The sequence below is a fragment of the Cetobacterium sp. genome (genome assembly GCF_051653945.1).
In the GTDB taxonomy this organism is placed as follows: domain Bacteria; phylum Fusobacteriota; class Fusobacteriia; order Fusobacteriales; family Fusobacteriaceae; genus Cetobacterium_A.
Genome location: NZ_JBOFXD010000052.1, coordinates 35,414 through 52,576 on the forward strand (window position 1 = coordinate 35,414; position 17,163 = coordinate 52,576).

14 protein-coding genes and 2 riboswitches are annotated in these 17,163 nt (G+C 28.7%); of the genes, 4 read left to right on the plus strand and 10 right to left on the minus strand.

Annotated elements, in window-relative coordinates; translation table 11 throughout:
- Positions 1-75 precede the first annotated feature (75 nt).
- Entirely contained in the window at positions 76-1,533 is a 1,458-nt protein-coding gene (gene nagE, locus ACRC8M_RS05390; RefSeq protein ID WP_438528217.1) for an N-acetylglucosamine-specific PTS transporter subunit IIBC, read from the minus strand.
- Positions 1,534-1,708: 175 nt separating this feature from the next.
- Positions 1,709-1,767, plus strand: a riboswitch (Fluoride riboswitch).
- A gap of 38 nt (positions 1,768-1,805) precedes the next feature.
- On the opposite strand from nagE, the gene ACRC8M_RS05395 reads away from it, so the two are divergent.
- From ACRC8M_RS05395 to ACRC8M_RS05405, 3 genes are all read left to right on the plus strand, one after another.
- Positions 1,806-3,008 carry a cation:proton antiporter domain-containing protein gene (locus ACRC8M_RS05395; RefSeq protein WP_438528218.1) on the plus strand — a complete coding sequence of 401 codons (1,203 nt, stop codon included), beginning with the start codon at positions 1,806-1,808 and terminating at the stop codon, positions 3,006-3,008.
- Positions 3,009-3,110: 102 nt separating this feature from the next.
- Positions 3,111-4,283, plus strand: coding sequence for a betaine/proline/choline family ABC transporter ATP-binding protein (locus ACRC8M_RS05400; protein ID WP_438528219.1), 1,173 nt, complete (start codon positions 3,111-3,113; stop codon positions 4,281-4,283).
- On the plus strand, positions 4,280-5,833 hold the full coding sequence (locus tag ACRC8M_RS05405; protein ID WP_438528220.1) for a glycine betaine ABC transporter substrate-binding protein: 1,554 nt from the start codon (positions 4,280-4,282) through the stop codon (positions 5,831-5,833). The genes ACRC8M_RS05400 and ACRC8M_RS05405 overlap by 4 nt, the downstream gene beginning before the upstream one ends.
- 77 nt (positions 5,834-5,910) lie before the next feature.
- Here the strand turns inward: ACRC8M_RS05405 and ACRC8M_RS05410 are convergent, their stop codons facing one another.
- Positions 5,911-7,239, minus strand: coding sequence for an NCS2 family permease (locus tag ACRC8M_RS05410; RefSeq protein WP_438528221.1), 1,329 nt, complete (start codon positions 7,237-7,239; stop codon positions 5,911-5,913).
- Positions 7,232-7,329, minus strand: a riboswitch (purine riboswitch). Its footprint overlaps the gene before it by 8 nt.
- A gap of 294 nt (positions 7,330-7,623) precedes the next feature.
- Between ACRC8M_RS05410 and ACRC8M_RS05415 the strand changes: the two genes are divergently transcribed.
- Positions 7,624-8,037: a hypothetical protein gene (locus ACRC8M_RS05415; protein WP_438528222.1), complete on the plus strand. Its 414-nt coding sequence runs from the start codon at positions 7,624-7,626 to the stop codon at positions 8,035-8,037.
- An 89-nt stretch (positions 8,038-8,126) separates the two neighbouring features.
- Here ACRC8M_RS05415 and ACRC8M_RS05420 read toward each other — a convergent pair whose 3' ends face one another.
- The 8 genes from ACRC8M_RS05420 to ACRC8M_RS05455 form a co-directional block, all read right to left on the minus strand.
- Positions 8,127-9,524 carry a BatD family protein gene (locus ACRC8M_RS05420; protein WP_438528223.1) on the minus strand — a complete coding sequence of 466 codons (1,398 nt, stop codon included), beginning with the start codon at positions 9,522-9,524 and terminating at the stop codon, positions 8,127-8,129.
- 11 nt (positions 9,525-9,535) lie between these two features.
- Positions 9,536-10,153, minus strand: a complete 618-nt coding sequence (locus tag ACRC8M_RS05425) for a hypothetical protein (protein ID WP_438528224.1) — start codon at positions 10,151-10,153, stop codon at positions 9,536-9,538.
- Entirely contained in the window at positions 10,146-11,108 is a 963-nt protein-coding gene (locus ACRC8M_RS05430) for a vWA domain-containing protein (protein ID WP_438528225.1), read from the minus strand. The genes ACRC8M_RS05425 and ACRC8M_RS05430 overlap by 8 nt, the downstream gene beginning before the upstream one ends.
- Before the next feature lie 11 nt (positions 11,109-11,119).
- Complete coding sequence (locus tag ACRC8M_RS05435) at positions 11,120-12,079, minus strand: vWA domain-containing protein (RefSeq protein ID WP_438528226.1); 960 nt, start codon at positions 12,077-12,079, stop codon at positions 11,120-11,122.
- The gene (locus tag ACRC8M_RS05440) at positions 12,072-12,779 is read right to left on the minus strand and encodes a hypothetical protein (protein WP_438528227.1); all 708 of its coding nucleotides are present in this window, start codon (positions 12,777-12,779) and stop codon (positions 12,072-12,074) included. The genes ACRC8M_RS05435 and ACRC8M_RS05440 overlap by 8 nt, the downstream gene beginning before the upstream one ends.
- Entirely contained in the window at positions 12,776-13,606 is an 831-nt protein-coding gene (locus ACRC8M_RS05445) for a DUF58 domain-containing protein (RefSeq protein WP_438528228.1), read from the minus strand. Before ACRC8M_RS05445 ends, ACRC8M_RS05440 begins: the two co-directional genes overlap by 4 nt.
- A 9-nt stretch (positions 13,607-13,615) precedes the next feature.
- Positions 13,616-14,545, minus strand: a complete 930-nt coding sequence (locus ACRC8M_RS05450) for an AAA family ATPase (RefSeq protein ID WP_438528229.1) — start codon at positions 14,543-14,545, stop codon at positions 13,616-13,618.
- 124 nt (positions 14,546-14,669) lie between these two features.
- A complete protein-coding gene (locus ACRC8M_RS05455; protein ID WP_438528230.1) occupies positions 14,670-17,024 on the minus strand; it encodes a sensor domain-containing protein in 2,355 nt (784 codons plus the stop codon).
- Positions 17,025-17,163 lie beyond the last annotated feature (139 nt).

Genomic DNA, 17,163 nt, shown 5'->3' on the forward strand with positions numbered 1-17,163 from the left:
ACTGAATTTAGCAAAATTCAAATTTTAAGGCAAAATAAAAAAGGTTGCCTATAAGACAACCTTTTCATTTAAAAATTATTTTCCTGTCATTCTTTTTAAAGCATTAGCTACGAACTCAACTTGAGTTCCAACTATAACTTGAACAGAAGTTTTACTTGGTTTTAATACTCCAGCAATTCCTAATTTCTTAATCTCTGTTTCATTTACTAATGAACTATCTTTAACATCAAGTCTTAATCTAGTGATACAGTTATCTATAGTCACTAAGTTATCAGTTCCACCTAAAAGTGGTAACATTCTTTCAGCTAACTCATCATTTGTAGAAGCTTTTGAAGGAGCATTTTCCTCTTCAGAAGGGTCAGCATCCTCTCTTCCAGGAGTTTTAAGATTGAATCTTGTAATGATGAAGTAGAATATAAAGTAGTATAAGAAGAAGAATACAATACCTTGTATAACTAACATATACCATCCTGTAGCTAGTGGATTTCTAGATGATAATAACATATCTATTAATCCAGCAGAGAATCCAAATCCAGCAATCCAGTGCATAGTAGCAGCTATAAATAAAGAGATTCCAGTTAATACAGCATGAACTAAATATAATCCAGGTGCAACGAACATGAATGCAAACTCTAATGGTTCAGTAACTCCTGTTAAGAAAGTTGCAAATCCAGCAGCAATCATGATAGATTTGATTTTGTCTTTATTCTCTGGTTTAGCTGTTTTTACAAAAGCAACCGCTGCTCCTAAAAGACCAAACATCATAATTGGGAAGAATCCAGCTTGATACATTCCTGTAACACCAGGTATTCCAGTTCCATTTGCAATTGATTGAGCTCCACCTAAGAATTTAGGGATATCATTGATTCCAGCAACGTCAAACCAGAATACTGAGTTTAAAGCATGGTGTAATCCAACAGGAATTAAAAGTCTATTTAAGAATCCGTAGATTCCAGCTCCAACTGCTCCCATTCCACTGATTCCCTCTCCAAAGTTAACAAGTCCATCATAAATTGTAGGCCATACATACATTAAAATGAAAGCAACTATGATCATAACAAATGACGTAATGATTGGAACTAATCTCTTTCCACTGAAGAATGATAGAGCTTTTGGTAATTCCACTTCACTAAATCTGTTGTATAAAGCTGAAGAGATAACTCCAACTAAGATACCTATAAATTGGTTATTTATTTTACTAAATCCAACAGGCACATTGTCTATTTTCATAATCTGTCCAACAGCACCAGGTGATAATAGTGTAGTAAGTACTAAGAACCCTACTAAACCTGTTAAAGCAGCAGAACCATTTTTGTCTTTAGACATTCCAAAGGCAACACCAACAGCAAACAGTATAGGCATTTGATCTATTATCGCAGCCCCCGATTTAATTAAAAATGCAGCTAACGCACTATTTCCTCCCCAACCAGTTGGGTCAATAAAGTAACCTAATCCTAATAAAATCGCTGCAGCTGGTAAAACTGCAACAGGAACCATTAGTGCTTTACCTATTTTTTGCAAATAACTAAACATTTTTCCCTCCTAAATATATTTATTTTTGAAATTTTATTTCTAACATATTTTATAATAAAAGAATTATTGTGTCAAGTACATTTCATATTTTAATAGAACATATTAGTTATATTGTATACATTAAAAATATTCTTTACTTTATTTGAAAATATGATATAATGATTAAAGATTAATTGAATAAATAGGCGATGGAGTTCGCCATTAAACGCGAAAGCTAATGACTCCTACTCTTTTTTAAGGGTAGGAGTCTTTTTATTTTGAGGAGGAGAGAGATGACGTATTTTATTATTTTACTTTTTTTTATTTTTTTAGCATTTTATTCAAACTATATAGGAAAATTTTTTGAAAAAATTAGGTTTCCATCTTTGATTGGGATGATGATTGCAGGAGCTTTAATTGGACCATATGGATTAAATAAAACACCAGAATTAGCACTTGATTTAGCACCGATTTTAAAAGATATAGCTTTGATAATTGTTTTATTTATTGGAGGACTTGGCATAGGAGCAGATCAAATAAAAAAGATTGGTCGTCCAGCAATACTGTTAAGTATTATTCCTGCAACTTTAGAGGGATTTGCTATAGCATATTTATCAACTATTTTTTTAGATTTTACCTTCATTCAAGGGGCTATTTTAGGGTTTATTATAGCTGCTGTTAGTCCAGCAGTTTTAATTCCATCTATGGTAAGTTTGATAGATAAAAATATTGGACAAAAAAAATCTATTCCACAGCTGTTATTAGTGGGAGCATCTGCTGATGATACAATATCTATAACACTGTTTACATCTTTTTTAGCAATATATTTTCAAAAATTAGATGGCGGAACTTTTGATTTAAAAATTCAGATATTCCTTATACCAGTATCGATTGTAGTTAGTTTAATAATCGGTTGGTTAGTGGGATTAGCTGGAAAATATAGTTATTTAAAAATAAATAATAATAAAATAAAGATAGCTATGGTTTTTACAATGTGTTTAACTCTTAGGTTTATAGAAAATAAGTTCCACTTTTCATTGTATAACTCACTATTGACAATAATGTCGCTAGGATTTTTTATTCGTTATTATGAAGGGGAAAAGTATCGAGAGATTCATAAGGGGATGAATGAAATATGGAAATATGGAAAAATATATCTATTTACATTTGTAGGAATGGCAATAAATCCAGCATTAGTTGGAGGATACTTTTTTATTGGACTAACAATATTAACATATTCTTTATCTATAAGATCAATAGGTGTTTTAATCGCTCTAATTGGAACTAATTTAACATATAAAGAAAGATTATTTTGTGTTATTGCGTATCTTCCTAAAGCAACTGTTCAATCAGCGAAAGCAGGGATACCGTTACAAATGGGAGTTGTAGGAGGAGAAGTTATGCAAGCTATAGCCATTTTAAGTGTATTAATAACGGCTCCTTTAGGTGCGATAGGTATAAACTCTACATATAAAAAATTATTAAAAAATTCTTAAATAAAAAAAGGAAAAAAGGAAAAAAGGAAAAATAGGATTGTTAAGTATAAACACTGTAGTGGGTTTTATTTTACAAAAATTTATATTTTGAGGTGGTTATGTATGATTGAGTTTAAAAAAGTTACAAAATCTTATGATAAAAGAACACTTATTTTAAAAAATATAGATTTTAAAATAAAAACTGGAGAGTTTGTCGTTTTAATTGGTGAATCAGGTTGTGGGAAAACAACAACGATGAAACTAATAAATAGACTTATTGATCCGTCAAGTGGTGTTGTACTTATAGATGGAGAAGATATAAGTAAAGTTAATCCGATAACTCTTCGAAGAAGAATAGGATATGTTATACAAAAAGAGGGACTTATGCCTCATATGACTATTGGTGAAAATATAGAGCTCGTTCCTAAACTTTTAAAATGGGAAAAAGAAAGAAGAAAAGATAGAGCTTATGAATTATTAAATCTTTTAAATCTTGATCCTGAAATATACTATGAAAAATATCCCCATGAAGTATCTGGAGGTCAAAAGCAAAGAGTTGGTATAGCTAGAGCTTTAGCTACAAATCCAGATATAATTTTAATGGACGAACCTTTTTCTGCATTAGATCCGATAACTAGAGAAAGTATTCAAGATGAAGTTTTAAAACTCCAAAAAGAGTTGGGTAAAACAATTATATTTGTTACTCATGATATGGATGAAGCTATAAAGTTAGGAGAGAGAATAGCATTTTTAAAAGATGGAGAGATTTTACAATTTGATACTCCAGATGAGATTTTAAAAAGACCTGCCTCAGAATATATAGAGCAATTTATAGGTAGGGATAGAATTTGGAAAACTCCTAAAAAACTCCTTGTTTCCGATATAATGTCTAAACACTATTGGACAATTGAAAAAAGAAGTAATATTTCTAGAGCTTTTAATCTTTTGAAAACTCATGATACAGATTTTCTTATTGTTACTGAAACAGAGGGGGGAAGATGCAGCGAACCTATTGGAATAATATTTAGAAAAAATTTGATATATGCTATGGAGAATAACATTTTAAGAGTAAGAGATATTATGGATAAAGATTTTACTACTATAGATAAAGATAGTAATTTACTGGATGTTTTAAATAAAATGTCCAGTATAAACGCAAAAGTTATACCTGTTGTTGATGATAGAAGTAGATTGACAGGAGTTATAACAAATTTAGGATTGGTTAATGCTATTAGTAAAATAGCTCCATCTCCTGAAGTTGAAGAGGAGTCTTTAGGGATGGGTGATGTTGTATGAACTCATTTATAAAATATTTTATTGAAAAACTGCCTGAGGTTCACATTGCACTCATGCAGCATATTGAGATAACAGGTCTTGCTGTGGCTATAGCAATTATAATAGGGGTTCCAATAGGGATTTTTATAATTAGAAGTGAAAGACTTTCTAAAGTGGTTTTAACTATAGCTGGAATATTTCAAACAGTACCTAGTTTAGCATTATTTGGTCTGATAATTCCTATTATGGGAATCGGAATAAAGCCCGCGGTATTTGTACTTTTTTTATATTCTCTACTGCCAATTATAACAAATACATATATTGGAATAAAAGGTGTAGATAAATCTACAATTCAAGCTGCTATAGGTATGGGAATGACTAATTTCCAAGTTTTAACTAAGGTTAAGCTACCAATTGCCGTAGCAGTTATAATGGGTGGAATTAGAATTTCAACTGTTGCTACAATAGGTACAGCTACAATTGCAGCTCTAATTGGAGCTGGTGGATTAGGAGAACTTATATTTAGAGGAATATCTACAAGTAATAACAATTTAGTTTTAACAGGGGCTATTCCAACTGCTATCTTAGCTTTTGTAGCAAACTATTTTTTAGGAGTTTTGGAAAAAGTATTGACTCCTAGTGGGATGTTAACAAATCCAAAAGAAAAAAAGAAAAATATAAAAATCTTAAAAATAGTTATGGCTATTTTAATATTAGGAATTGGGTTTAGAATATATGAAAATAATAAAAATAGAGGTATTCCAACAATTGTTGTGGGGCATAAAAATTACAACGAACAAAGAATTTTAGGTGTAATGATGTCTCAAGTTATAGAAGCTAAAACTGATTATAAAGTAAAAACAGTCGAGCTTGGAACAGGAACAGTTATATTTGAAGCTATTAAAAGTGGAGATATTGATGTATATCCTGAGTATACAGGTGTAGCATATGCTGCTTATTTAGGAAAGAAAGAGAAGGCAGATGCTAAAACTGTATTTGATATTATAAAATCTGAATATTTAGTAGATCACAATTTAGATATTAGAGAACCTATGGGGTTTGAAAATACATATGCTTTTGCTATGAAGCCAGAAGTAGCTCAAAAGTATGGAATAAAAACTATTAGTGATTTAAAAAGATATGCAAATAATATGGTTTTAAGTGGTCCTCATGAGTTTATGGAGAGAGAAGATGGTCTTTTAGGAGTACAAAAAGCTTATAATATAAGATTTAAAAGTATTTTATCTATGGATCAAGGATTGGTTATTAACTCTTTAGTTTCAGATAAAATTGAAGTTGCTTTAGTTTATTCTACAGATGGATTAATAGCAAAGCACAAACTACTTCTTTTAGAAGATGATTTAAAGTTTTTTCCACCCTATGAAGTTGTAGTTACAATGAGAAAAGGGTTTGAAGATACAAAGGGAGCTGTTATGAAAGCATTAGACTCTCTTGTAGGAGCATTAAATGAAGATGAGATGCAAGAACTAAATTTATTAGCAATTGAAGGAAATGAACCTATTGAAAATATTATTAATAAGTTCCTTGTAAGTAAAGGTATTATAAAATAAATGGAAATAAAAAAAAGCTGAAGATTTTTTATTCTTCAGCTTTTGTAATTTTATTCAATCTGATATTTGATTATTTTTTATAAGAATATAAAATATCCTAGTAGTGGTAGTGTTAAAACTAACACAGGAATATTTAACTCTTTATACCTTCCAGTTAGTATCTTTATAATTACATGAGATATAATACCCATACTCATTCCAGATGCCATGTTATCTGTAAATACAGTAAACATAACTGTTATAACAGCTGGAACAAATTCAGTCATATCGTCCATATCGATAAACTTCATACTTGTCATCATAAGGATACCTATAAAAATTAAGGCTGGTGCTGTTGCAGCAGATGGAATTATATAAACAATTGGTGTTAAGAAAATTGTAAATATAAAACAAACTCCTGTAGATATTGCAGTTAACCCTGTTCTTCCTCCCTCTTCAACTCCAGCTGCTGACTCTAAAAATGTTGTTATTGTTGTAGATCCAAATAGAGCTCCAACAATAGTAGCGATAGAATCAACTAGGAAAGGTTTATCAACTTCTGGTAGATTACCACTTTCATCTAAAAGTCCAGCTTGAGCTGAAACTCCTAGTAAAGTTCCTAGAGTACAGAAGAAATCTCCTACGAAAAATGTGAATATTAAAGGTAAAAATGCAAATTTTAATGCTCCCATTATATCAAGTTTAAAAGCTATGCTAGATATAGATGGTGGCATAGAGAAAAAGCTTTCAGGTATCTGAGTTATTCCCATAGGAATTCCAAGCAGTGTAGTAATTACTATACCGATTAAAACTCCACCTCTAACTTTATTCAAAACAAGAGCAATTGTAACAAAAAGTCCGATTAAAGATAGTATAGTATTTGGATTATAAATACTTCCCATAGATATAGTTCCATTTGAAATTGTCATAATCTGACCATTTTTAAATCCTACCATAGCTATAAAGAAACCAACAGCTACTCCTATAGCAAACTTTAAGTTTTTAGGAATTGCTTCTACAATAAGTCCTCTCAATCCAAAAACTGTAAGAACTAAGAATCCTATTCCAGATAAAAATACCATTCCCATAGCAGTTTGCCAATTAACCATTCCTCCAGCAACTAAAGTATAGGCAAAAAATGCATTTCCTCCCATAGCTGGTGCCATAGCAAAAGGTCTATTTGTATAAAGACCCATAACAATAGAAAAGGTAGCTGACAATAGAGCAGTTACAATAGTAACAGCTTTAACATCCATCCCCGCAGCACTCATGAATAGGGGTTGAACAATTAAAATATATGCCATCGTCATAAAAGTTGTAATTCCAGCAGTTATTTCTGTTGAAATTGTAGTGTTGTATTGGCTAAGTTGAAAATAAGAATCAATAGCCCTTAGCACACCATTATTCTTTTGTTTAATGTTTTCCATTAGTCCTCCTAATAATAAGCCGTTTACGGTGGCTTGTAGAAACTCCTAACCATATTTTAGGATTATATCAGTGATAAAAATACAGATTATTGTACTATATTTCACTAAATTTGTCAACTTTTTTGTTTTTGAGTGCTTATATTTTAAAATAATAAAACTAGGTCTATGATTTATCTTCGTTAAATTATAGCAAATTATTTATTTGTATAAATAATAATAAATGTTAATAATATAAACTTACAAAACTACATATAATGCCTCTTATCTGAAGTTTTATTATTTTAAAATAATTGTTATCTGAAGTAATATTGAGAATATTGTAAGTTTCTATAAAATATGAGATAATAATATGGTATAAAACATATAATAAGGAGGTTTTTAGCTATGTATAATGTTACAAGAGAGATGTTAATTGAAATTTTAGATGGATATATTAAATTAGCAAAAAAATTAGATGGGGAGTTAGTTGTATTAAATAAAGTTGACGACGAAGCTGATGAGTTTTTAATTGAAAATATAAAAGATTTTAATCTTATAAAAACAAAGAAAAACGATTTACTAGAGATTACTATTTACGTTGATGATGAAGATGAGGTTTATGAAGAGTTTGTTATTGGCGACGGAACTGATTACTCAAAAGTACAAAAAAATATTTATGAAAAATTTCCTAAATATTTCAAAGTAGGATCTTTGGAAAATAAGTCCGATTCAAAAAAATCTGGAAAAACAAAAGAAAATCTGGTTAACAAAGATTCTCAAAGCAATCATTTTCAAAAATTTATGAAAAAAAATAAATAAGTTTATAAAAAAGAGCAATTCCAATATTTTTTAACTTTGGAATAGCTCTTTCATTTTTTTATAAAAAATTATTTTTTATAATTAATAATTTATCTTTTTTTAGAGTTTTTATACTTCTTTCTATCAAAGATAAGGTATATTATTGAAATTAATTCTAGCAAACATAGAAGTGAAACAATTCCAAAAGCTAATTTATAGATATTTTTAGCTGAAGTTTTCTCTGTTTCAAGAAGTTTTATATTAATTTCTTGTAAATTATTAGTTAATTTTCCAGAGGAAGTAATTTCATCCTTATTTACTGAGTTATTATTTTCCATATTTTTTTGTATAGGTCCATTGTTAGACGAGTTATCTATTTGAAGTTTTTCTCCTGTAACTTTTATTTCTTGTGATGGAATTATTAAATTTTCATATTTTTCAGTTTCAGTATTAAAATATGGGATAACTATTTCTGGAGTTTTTTCAATACCCCCATTTTTAGGAATAAATGCTACTTCGAAAGTTTTTTCATTATAATAGCTCTCACCCTTAATCTCTTCACTATAATTTTTAACGCTTTGAAAAATATTAAAATCGTTTTGGTTTTCAATAGGCAAATTTTCGAGTAAAGCTAGATTCCCACTACCTGATAGAGTCAGATTTAAAGTGATAGCTTGTCCAATATTGACCTCTTTATTTTTCCAATTCTCTTTATAAGCAAGAGTTCCGACAATATCTTTAAAATTTTTAGGTGTATCTACAGGTAGTGGTTTAATATCTATTTTCAAATTATCTCCACCAACTAAAGTTGTATTTTCGTAGAAAAAATCTCTTGTTGGTTCTCCAACTTTAACTTCACTTGTTATAATATTTTTTTCTCCACTACTATTAGCTTGTAAGATTCCTTTAAATATATTAAGTTCAATGGCTTGTTTCCCATTATACTCTATCTGATTTTGGATATAACTATTGTTATTATATTTAGTGACATCTTTTACTGAAAAATCTTGGAAGTTTGGTGCTTTAACTTGAGAAAAAGAACTAATATTGACACTGCTTATAAAATTCTCTTGAAAAGGTATTTTTTCCCCAAAATAATAACTTTTTTTAGGTATATCTACTTGTAAAGTAAATCTATCTTCCATAACTTTATCTAGTTGCTTACTCTCTCTTACATCTATTAGAAGAGCTTTTTCATTACCTTTTTCAGTGATAACTTTTAGTGTAAACTCCCCATCTTTCTTTGGTTTTAATCTATAAACATCACTCTTAACTGATGTTGTTTTTCCATTTATTACATTGTAGCTGTTACTAGAACCTTTAGATAAAACATCAAAATTTTCCAAACCATCTATTTTGTATCTTTCTTTATCTTCATTTACAAATGAAACTTCTAAATTAAAAACTTCATATTTTGAAGGAGATAAATTAGAAGAGTTTAATATTAATTCAGAAAAAGTTAATTTACAAAGCATTAACATCATTAAAAATAAATTAATTTTTTTCATTCTGCTCTCCTCTACCATCTATTTTCACTATTTTTATTTTCGCTTATGTTTAAAACTCTCTCATTATTTTTAAAAGCTTGTTTTTCGTTTCCTTCAAGTCTTTGCATAATACTTCTTAACTCCTCTTCTTTTTGCTTCACAGCTTTCTCCTCTGGAGTTAACTCTTTTGGAGCACTTCCTTTGCTTTGCTCATTATTTTGTGAGTCACTTTTATTCTCTTGATTCTCTTGCTGATTTTGTTGGTTTTGTTGTTGATTCTCATTATTCTTTTGATTTTCATCTTTATTATTTTGTTCATTATTTTTCTGATCATTTTGCTTATCGTTATCTTGTGAATCATTTTTATTTTCTTGATTTTGCTGATTATCTTGTTGTTGATTTTGTTTTTCCTCTTCAACTTTATTTTTAATAATTTCAAAATTCTTTTTTATATTTATATCTTCATTGGTATCCATAGCTAGTTTATACTCTTCTAAAGCTTCTTTAGTTTTATTTTCTTTTACTAATGAATTCCCATTTACAAACTTTAAATATCCAGGTTCTTCAATTGCTTTATCTCTTTTTAATCTTAGAATCCCAAATATAATTAAAGATACTCCCAGAAGAAGAACTAATATTTTTTTAAACATACTCCCCCTCCTTCTCTTTTCTTCTTAAAAAATATCCAATAAGTATCAATAAAAGCCCTGCTCCTAGTGGATATTGATAATACTGTTCATAAATATTTAATTTTTCATCTCTTTGAGAGGTTTTATCTAATTTACCAATATCAGCAATTAATTTTTTATAATTGCCTGTATTCAAGTTATTTAAAGAATAATATTGTCCACCACTCTCTCTAGCTAACTCTTTTAAAAAATCATTATTCAATTTAGATACAACTATATTCCCACTGTTATCTTTTATAAATCCGTTATCTATTGGAATTACGCTTCCTTCATCAGTTCCAACTCCAAAGATAAAAGTCTTAATGTGATTATCTTTAACATACTTTAAAATTTCAGGATTTCTCTCTCCACCATCTGAAAAAATAATAACATTTTTATCTTTTGCATCTGTTTTTTCAAAAGAGTTATTTGCTAATTTTAAAGCTTCTAAAAGCTCTGTTCCACCACCTGAAATAAGCTTACTATCTATAGCATCAATATAATTTATTGCCATAAAATAATCATCAGTTAAAGGCATCTGAACATAGGCACTATCAGAAAATGGAATAATTCCAACACGATCCCCTTTTAGATTATTTAAAATCTCTTTTAACTCTTTTTTACTTATTTCCAGTCTATTTGGATAAGTATCTTCAGCCAACATAGACTTAGATATATCCATCAGAACATATAGGTCACTTCCTTGAACCTCAATTTTTTCTTCATCTTTTAACTTTTGTGGCGAAAGCAGTGCTATAAACAGTAAAATTCCACCTAGAGAAAGAAAAAGTGTTTTAACAATCATAACCATAGTATCCTTTTTCCAACCTATTCTCTCTAATATTTTCTCTCTTTTTCTTACTCCTAATATTAAAAATAAAATAGTTAAAATAGGGATAACTATAAATTTAATACTAGCTGTGTTTCCAAACTCCATAACTATCCCTCCTAAGGTATTCTTATATATTTAAAATATTCGAAAAATACACCTAATAATAATAAAACTAAGGCAATTTTTAATAACTCTTCAAAATATTCCGTAATATCATAGATACTTCTACTATCTATTTTACTTTTTTCTAGGTTATTTATTTCGTTAAAAATATTTTGGAACTCTTTCGAATCACTAGCTCTAAAATATTTTCCATTTGTTTTTTCTGCAATAAGATTTAAAAGATTTTCATCAAGTTCTTTATTTTCAATATATGAAGTTCCAAAAAATCCTGGAATTGCAATCTCTTTAGCTCCAATTCCAATAGTATAAACTTTTATTCCTAACTCTTTAGCTACTTCAGCAGCTCCTATAGGACTCATTTCCCCAGAGTTATTTTCACCATCTGTCATCAATATGATAACTTTAGATTTTGAATCAGAGTCCTTTAATCTATTTAATGCTACTCCTAATCCCATACCAATAGCAGTTCTATTGTTACTTGTTATATCATCAGTTGTTATATTTGAAATCATATTTTTTAATACACTATGGTCAAATGTCAATGGGACCTTTGTGTAAGCCTCTCCTCCAAACACAACTAAAGATAATCTATCATTTGGTCTTTTATCAACGAACTCTTTTAGTAACTCTTTAGATTTTTCTAGTCTATTGGGGTTAAAATCTCTAGCTTCCATAGATTTAGAAAGATCTAAGGCTATGGCTATATCTATTCCATCTTTTTTTATAACTTTACCCTCTGTTGTAAGCTGAGGACGAGCCAAAGCTAAAATCATAAATACAGTAGATAAATACATAAAAATTCGTCCTAAAAGATGTTTTTTACTTCCCTTTGAATATTTTTTGATAATTTGTATCCCTGGAACCTTGATAGCACCTTGAGATCTTTTTCTAAAAAAAAGATAGGTAACTATTGGAATCAGTACTAATATATATGGCATCTTAAAGTTATACACTGTTCTTTTTCTCCTTTCTTAATCTCTCTACTATTTCAAAGGTTCTATTTTTATATTCTAAATAGTCCCCCTCTCTATTAGGGGCAAATTTTAAATAATCCATATTTTTAATAAAATCAATATCCTCTTCTGTTAGAGGGTAAACAATTTTGTATTCTCCTCCTAAAAAATTAGTTCCATACATATTATCGATATATCTACGAAGTTCTAGACTAATTTTCTCTCTCCAGTTAGATTCATTGACTTTAGAAATCCCTTTTTTAAATATAATATATGGGTCTTTAGCTCTATCTACTAAATGCATAAAAAATGCTGTTATAACTGCAATTACTCCTGCTATAGTTGCTAAAATTCCCATATGAGGATAATCAGTTTCTATATATGTATTATTAGGATTTGAAAGAGCTTCGTAAATCTCTTTTTCAAAAGATTCTATTGTTGAAACGACATCTATTTTTAATTTTTTATCTCCAATTTGAATTTCATTTTCTCCAACTTTATATATAGTAAATGTTACAATATAAGAACCATCTTTCTCTTTTTCTAAGGATGATATTTTATAATCTTTTAAAGCTTTTTCAATTTCACTTTTATTAATAGCTCCCTCTAGTTTTAGAGTAATTTTATCTCCTATATTGTATTCTTTACTAAAAGATAGTAGAGAAAGTAAAAGAAAAATACCAATAGCTATTTTTTTCATCGCACTCTCCCTCTATTAAAAAATTTTGAAATCTCTTTTACATAATCCTCTCCAACATATAAATTTATTCCATTGGAAATATTATTTATATTTATATCGCTACTATTCCCTTTATAATTTTCAATAACTATTTGTTCCCCAGTTTCAGCATCTTCTAAAGTGAAAATAGCTCCAATAGGGAGTGATTCATATTTTTTATCGCCAATTCTTACTGGTATAATTTCATGTCGCTGAGATAGTATTTTTAACTCTTTTTCATAGTTAGTATCTAAAAAGTCTGATATTAGGAAGATAACTGATCTTCTTTTAAAAACTTTTCCAAAGTATCTTAAAACCATAGCAATATCTGTTTTATCTCCTTTAGGATTAATTGTCAATAGATTTTCAATTATAGACAGTGTATGTTTTTTTCCTTTTTTCAACGGAACAACCCTTTCAATTTGATTAGAAAAAAATAGTGCTCCTACTCTATCCCCATTTTTATTGGCACTAAATGCCAAGCTTCCAACTAATTCTGTTATAAGATCTAACTTCTCTTTAAATCTATTAGATGCGGATATATCAACTAATAAAAAAACAGAAAGCTCTCTCTCCTCCACAAACTCTTTTACATATGCCTTTCTTTGTTTAGCAGTAACCTTCCAATCTATTTTTTTTACATCATCTCCTGGAGCATATCTTCTAATATCAGAGAACTCCATTCCATTTCCTTTTAAACAAGATTGATATTGTCCTGCAAAAATATTGTCAGATAAAATAGTAGCTTTTATTTCTATATTCTTTATCTTTTTTAAAAGTTCCTTTTTACTCTCTAATTTATTATCCATAGCCTCTCCTTATGGTAAAATAACTGTTTTTAGTATATCGTTTATTATATCTTCTACCTTTTTATCCTCTGCTTCAGCTTCGTATGTTAAAATAAGTCTGTGACGTAAAACATCATAAATAACTTTTTTTATATCCTGTGGCATTACAAAATCTCTTCCATCTAAAAATGCAGCAGCTTTAGACGCTATAACTAGACTTATACTAGCTCTAGGAGAAGCTCCACAGGCTATATAATCAGAATGTTCTCTAGTCTTAAATACAATATCCAAAATATATTTTTTTAACTTTTGATCTATAGTAACTTTTTTAATTGTTTCTTTTATCTCTTCTAAATCCTGTAGAGATACAATTGTATTTATTGGAATATCTGAGAACTCTCTTTCCCCTGTCAATAAATCAAGTATTTCCATCTCCTCTTCATATGTTGGATACTCTATTTTTACTTTCATTAAAAATCTATCTTGTTGTGCTTCTGGCAGTGGGTATGTCCCATCTTGCTCTATTGGGTTTTGAGTTGCTAAAACTATAAATGGTTTATCTAATTTAAATGTTTCACTAGCAATTGTAACTTGTTTCTCTTGCATAGCTTCTAAAAGAGCTGATTGAACTTTAGCTGGAGCTCTGTTTATTTCATCAGCTAAAACTATATTGGCAAATATAGGGCCTTTTTTTACACTAAAATCTCCAGTCTTTTCATTGTACATCTCTGTTCCCACAATATCACTTGGCAATAAATCTGGTGTAAATTGAATTCTTGAAAAACTCAATCCTAAAGTTTCTGCTATTGTGTTTACTGTTAATGATTTTGCTAATCCAGGAAGACCCTCTAATAGAATATGGTTTCCTGTTAGGATTCCTATAAGAATTTTTTCGACCATGTCCTTTTGTCCAATTACCTTTTTAGAAATCTCATTTTTTAAAGTATTAATTCTTTCCATACTTTCCTCCTAAATTTTATTTAACATTATAATTTATTATACGGCGTTTTTATTAAAACCCCTAAAGTTTTTGACGAAAAAAAAAGAGTAAAAGTTTTATACTTATACTCTTCTAACTAATTTCCTATTGTAATACAGTTGCTTCTATTATATGCTTTGGTAGTGGTTTAGAAAAAAGGTATCCTTGAATAAAGTCAACCTTCATAGATTTTAATAATCCTAAATCCTCTACTGTTTCAACCCCCTCTGCAATAACCTTTAAATTTAAAGCATTAGCAGTATCTATACAAAGCTTAACTAAAGTTCTGTATTCTTCGCTATCTTTCATACCCCAAATAAAACTCTTATCAATTTTAATATTAGAAAGAGGTATTTTTACAAGATAGCTAAATGAAGAGTATCCAGTTCCAAAATCATCTAAAGATATTTTAATTCCAATATCTTTAAGTTCTTTTATTTTTAGAATATTTTCTTCTATATTTTGTAGTAATACCGTTTCAGTAATCTCTATTCCAATGTAGCTAGGATTAACTTCTGTTTCAGTTATAATTTTTTTAATAGTTCTAACAAAGTTATGTTTCATTATTTGAACCGCTGAGATATTAACAGAAACTATTACTTTCTTTTCTCTATTTTCATTAATCTTTTTTGCGAAGGAAAAAGCAGTTTTTATTATAAACGCTCCTATTTCATCTATTAGAGTAGACTTTTCCATAATATTTATAATCTCTACTATAGGAATTTTTCTATACTTATCATTATTCCATCTAAGTAGTGCTTCTAATCCCACAAGTTCTTTACTACATGTATATTGAGGTTGATAATAGAGTTCAAGCTCGTCTTTGTCTAAAGCATTTCTTAAATCTTGTTCTATCTCCTCATTTAAACATCTTTTTTTATCTAAATCACGATTATAAAAAACATATTGATTTTTACCCTGTTCTTTAGCCTTATATAGTGCTAAATCCCCCTTAGTTAAAAATTTATCTATCGTTTCCTCTCCAGTATTTCCAGTAACAATTCCAATGCTTGCTGATAACTTATTAAACTTCCTTTTTTTTCCACTTAAATGATTGAGAATTTTTTCTGCTACCTCAACTGCTAATTCTTTATTCATTTTTCCTTCCCAAATAATTACAAACTCATCTCCACCAATTCTAGAAACAAATCCATCTCTACAAATTTTTTGTAAATCTTCTCCAAATTCAACTAAGATTTTATCTCCATGTTGATGACCGAAACTATCATTTAAAGATTTAAAGTTATCTAAATCTAGAAACATAATAGTAACATCAGAGTACTTTCTAATTAGTTGGCTTTCAACATAGTTATATAGCCCTCTTCTATTTGCGAGTCCAGTCAATGAGTCTGTATAAGCCATTTTTTTTATTCTAGCTTCCTGACTTTTCATCTCTGTAACATCTCTCATTGTACAAACAATACCTATAACTTCACCAGAAACATCAATAATTGGTGATTTGAAAACTTCAACTATTTTTTCTCCAATTTTTGTTTTTAATGTTCTCACTAAAGATATATTACTTTTATTATGGATAACATCTTCATCTTCAATTTCAATACTTTCCTTATGTTCTTCACCTAAGAAGTTTTCCTCTTTTAATGAGAGGCATGAAAATCTACTCACATCTGTTAGTTCATAAAATATTGAATTACTTTGTATAATATCTCCATCTCTATTTTTAGTAAATACAGCAAATGGCATATTTTCTAAAAGAATATCAAATTTTACATCTTTATTTTTTAAATCTGTTATGTCTTTAGCAATTCCAATTGTTCCTAAAATATTATTCTTTTCATCTACTACAGGTACTTTATATATATTAAACTGTTTATAACCTTTTTTGCCTGGAATTATCTCATCAAAAACTAGTTGTTTTCTTTCTGTCATAACCTTTAAATCGTATTGACGACAATTTTCTCCAATCATATCATCCCAGACAAATTTATCCCCTTTACCTTTTATTGTTTCAAAATCTTTTCCACAATGTTCTTTAAATTCATTGTTCACAATCATATATTCACTGTTTTTATTTTTAAACCAAGCCATATAAGGAATGTTATTTAATAATGTATAAAATTTTAACCTATTTTCTTCAGCTTCTTCTTTAATTAAAAAGTTTTCTTTCAATTGGTCTAAAACCATTCTAATTTCTTTCAACGAATATGGTTTTAGAAAGAAGTTCTCTACACCTCTTTTTATATAATCTGAAGGTCTTTCTTGTTTTAAAATATTAACAGACACAATTATTCTGTCTGTTTTTTCTTTAAAGTACTCAAATATGTAATCATTATAGTTATCAAATACTATGAAATCATAAATTTTATAATCAACTTTTAAATAATCTATAGTGCTTAAAAAATCAAAATCATAGTCTTCTAATAGATATAACCCTAATTCCTCAAGAGATATTCTTGTATTTTCACTTTCATATAAAATTAAAACCTTTGATTTTCCCATTTCACTTCCTCTACTTCTGATTTTTATGTTTGGACACATATTTCATGATATTTTAACATATTTTATAACTTTTGAAAATATTAATATTGAAACTCTAGTCTTTTGATACTATAATAAGAACTATAAAAAGAGTTTAGGA

What these genes read in the sequence shown, in the direction of transcription:
- ACRC8M_RS05425 (WP_438528224.1), bottom strand. Translation starts at nt 10,153, where the DNA reads ATGTTTAAAAAAATATTAGTTCTTCTTCTGGGAGTATCTTTAATTATA.
- ACRC8M_RS05445 (WP_438528228.1), bottom strand. Translation starts at nt 13,606, where the DNA reads ATGGATAATAAATTAGAGAGTAAAAAGGAACTTTTAAAAAAGATAAAG.
- ACRC8M_RS05400 (WP_438528219.1), top strand. Translation starts at nt 3,111, where the DNA reads ATGATTGAGTTTAAAAAAGTTACAAAATCTTATGATAAAAGAACACTT.
- ACRC8M_RS05410 (WP_438528221.1), bottom strand. Translation starts at nt 7,239, where the DNA reads ATGGAAAACATTAAACAAAAGAATAATGGTGTGCTAAGGGCTATTGAT.
- ACRC8M_RS05415 (WP_438528222.1), top strand. Translation starts at nt 7,624, where the DNA reads ATGTATAATGTTACAAGAGAGATGTTAATTGAAATTTTAGATGGATAT.
- ACRC8M_RS05450 (WP_438528229.1), bottom strand. Translation starts at nt 14,545, where the DNA reads ATGGAAAGAATTAATACTTTAAAAAATGAGATTTCTAAAAAGGTAATT.
- ACRC8M_RS05455 (WP_438528230.1), bottom strand. Translation starts at nt 17,024, where the DNA reads ATGGGAAAATCAAAGGTTTTAATTTTATATGAAAGTGAAAATACAAGA.
- nagE (WP_438528217.1), bottom strand. Translation starts at nt 1,533, where the DNA reads ATGTTTAGTTATTTGCAAAAAATAGGTAAAGCACTAATGGTTCCTGTT.
- ACRC8M_RS05440 (WP_438528227.1), bottom strand. Translation starts at nt 12,779, where the DNA reads ATGAAAAAAATAGCTATTGGTATTTTTCTTTTACTTTCTCTACTATCT.
- ACRC8M_RS05430 (WP_438528225.1), bottom strand. Translation starts at nt 11,108, where the DNA reads ATGGAGTTTGGAAACACAGCTAGTATTAAATTTATAGTTATCCCTATT.
- ACRC8M_RS05395 (WP_438528218.1), top strand. Translation starts at nt 1,806, where the DNA reads ATGACGTATTTTATTATTTTACTTTTTTTTATTTTTTTAGCATTTTAT.
- ACRC8M_RS05405 (WP_438528220.1), top strand. Translation starts at nt 4,280, where the DNA reads ATGAACTCATTTATAAAATATTTTATTGAAAAACTGCCTGAGGTTCAC.
- ACRC8M_RS05420 (WP_438528223.1), bottom strand. Translation starts at nt 9,524, where the DNA reads ATGAAAAAAATTAATTTATTTTTAATGATGTTAATGCTTTGTAAATTA.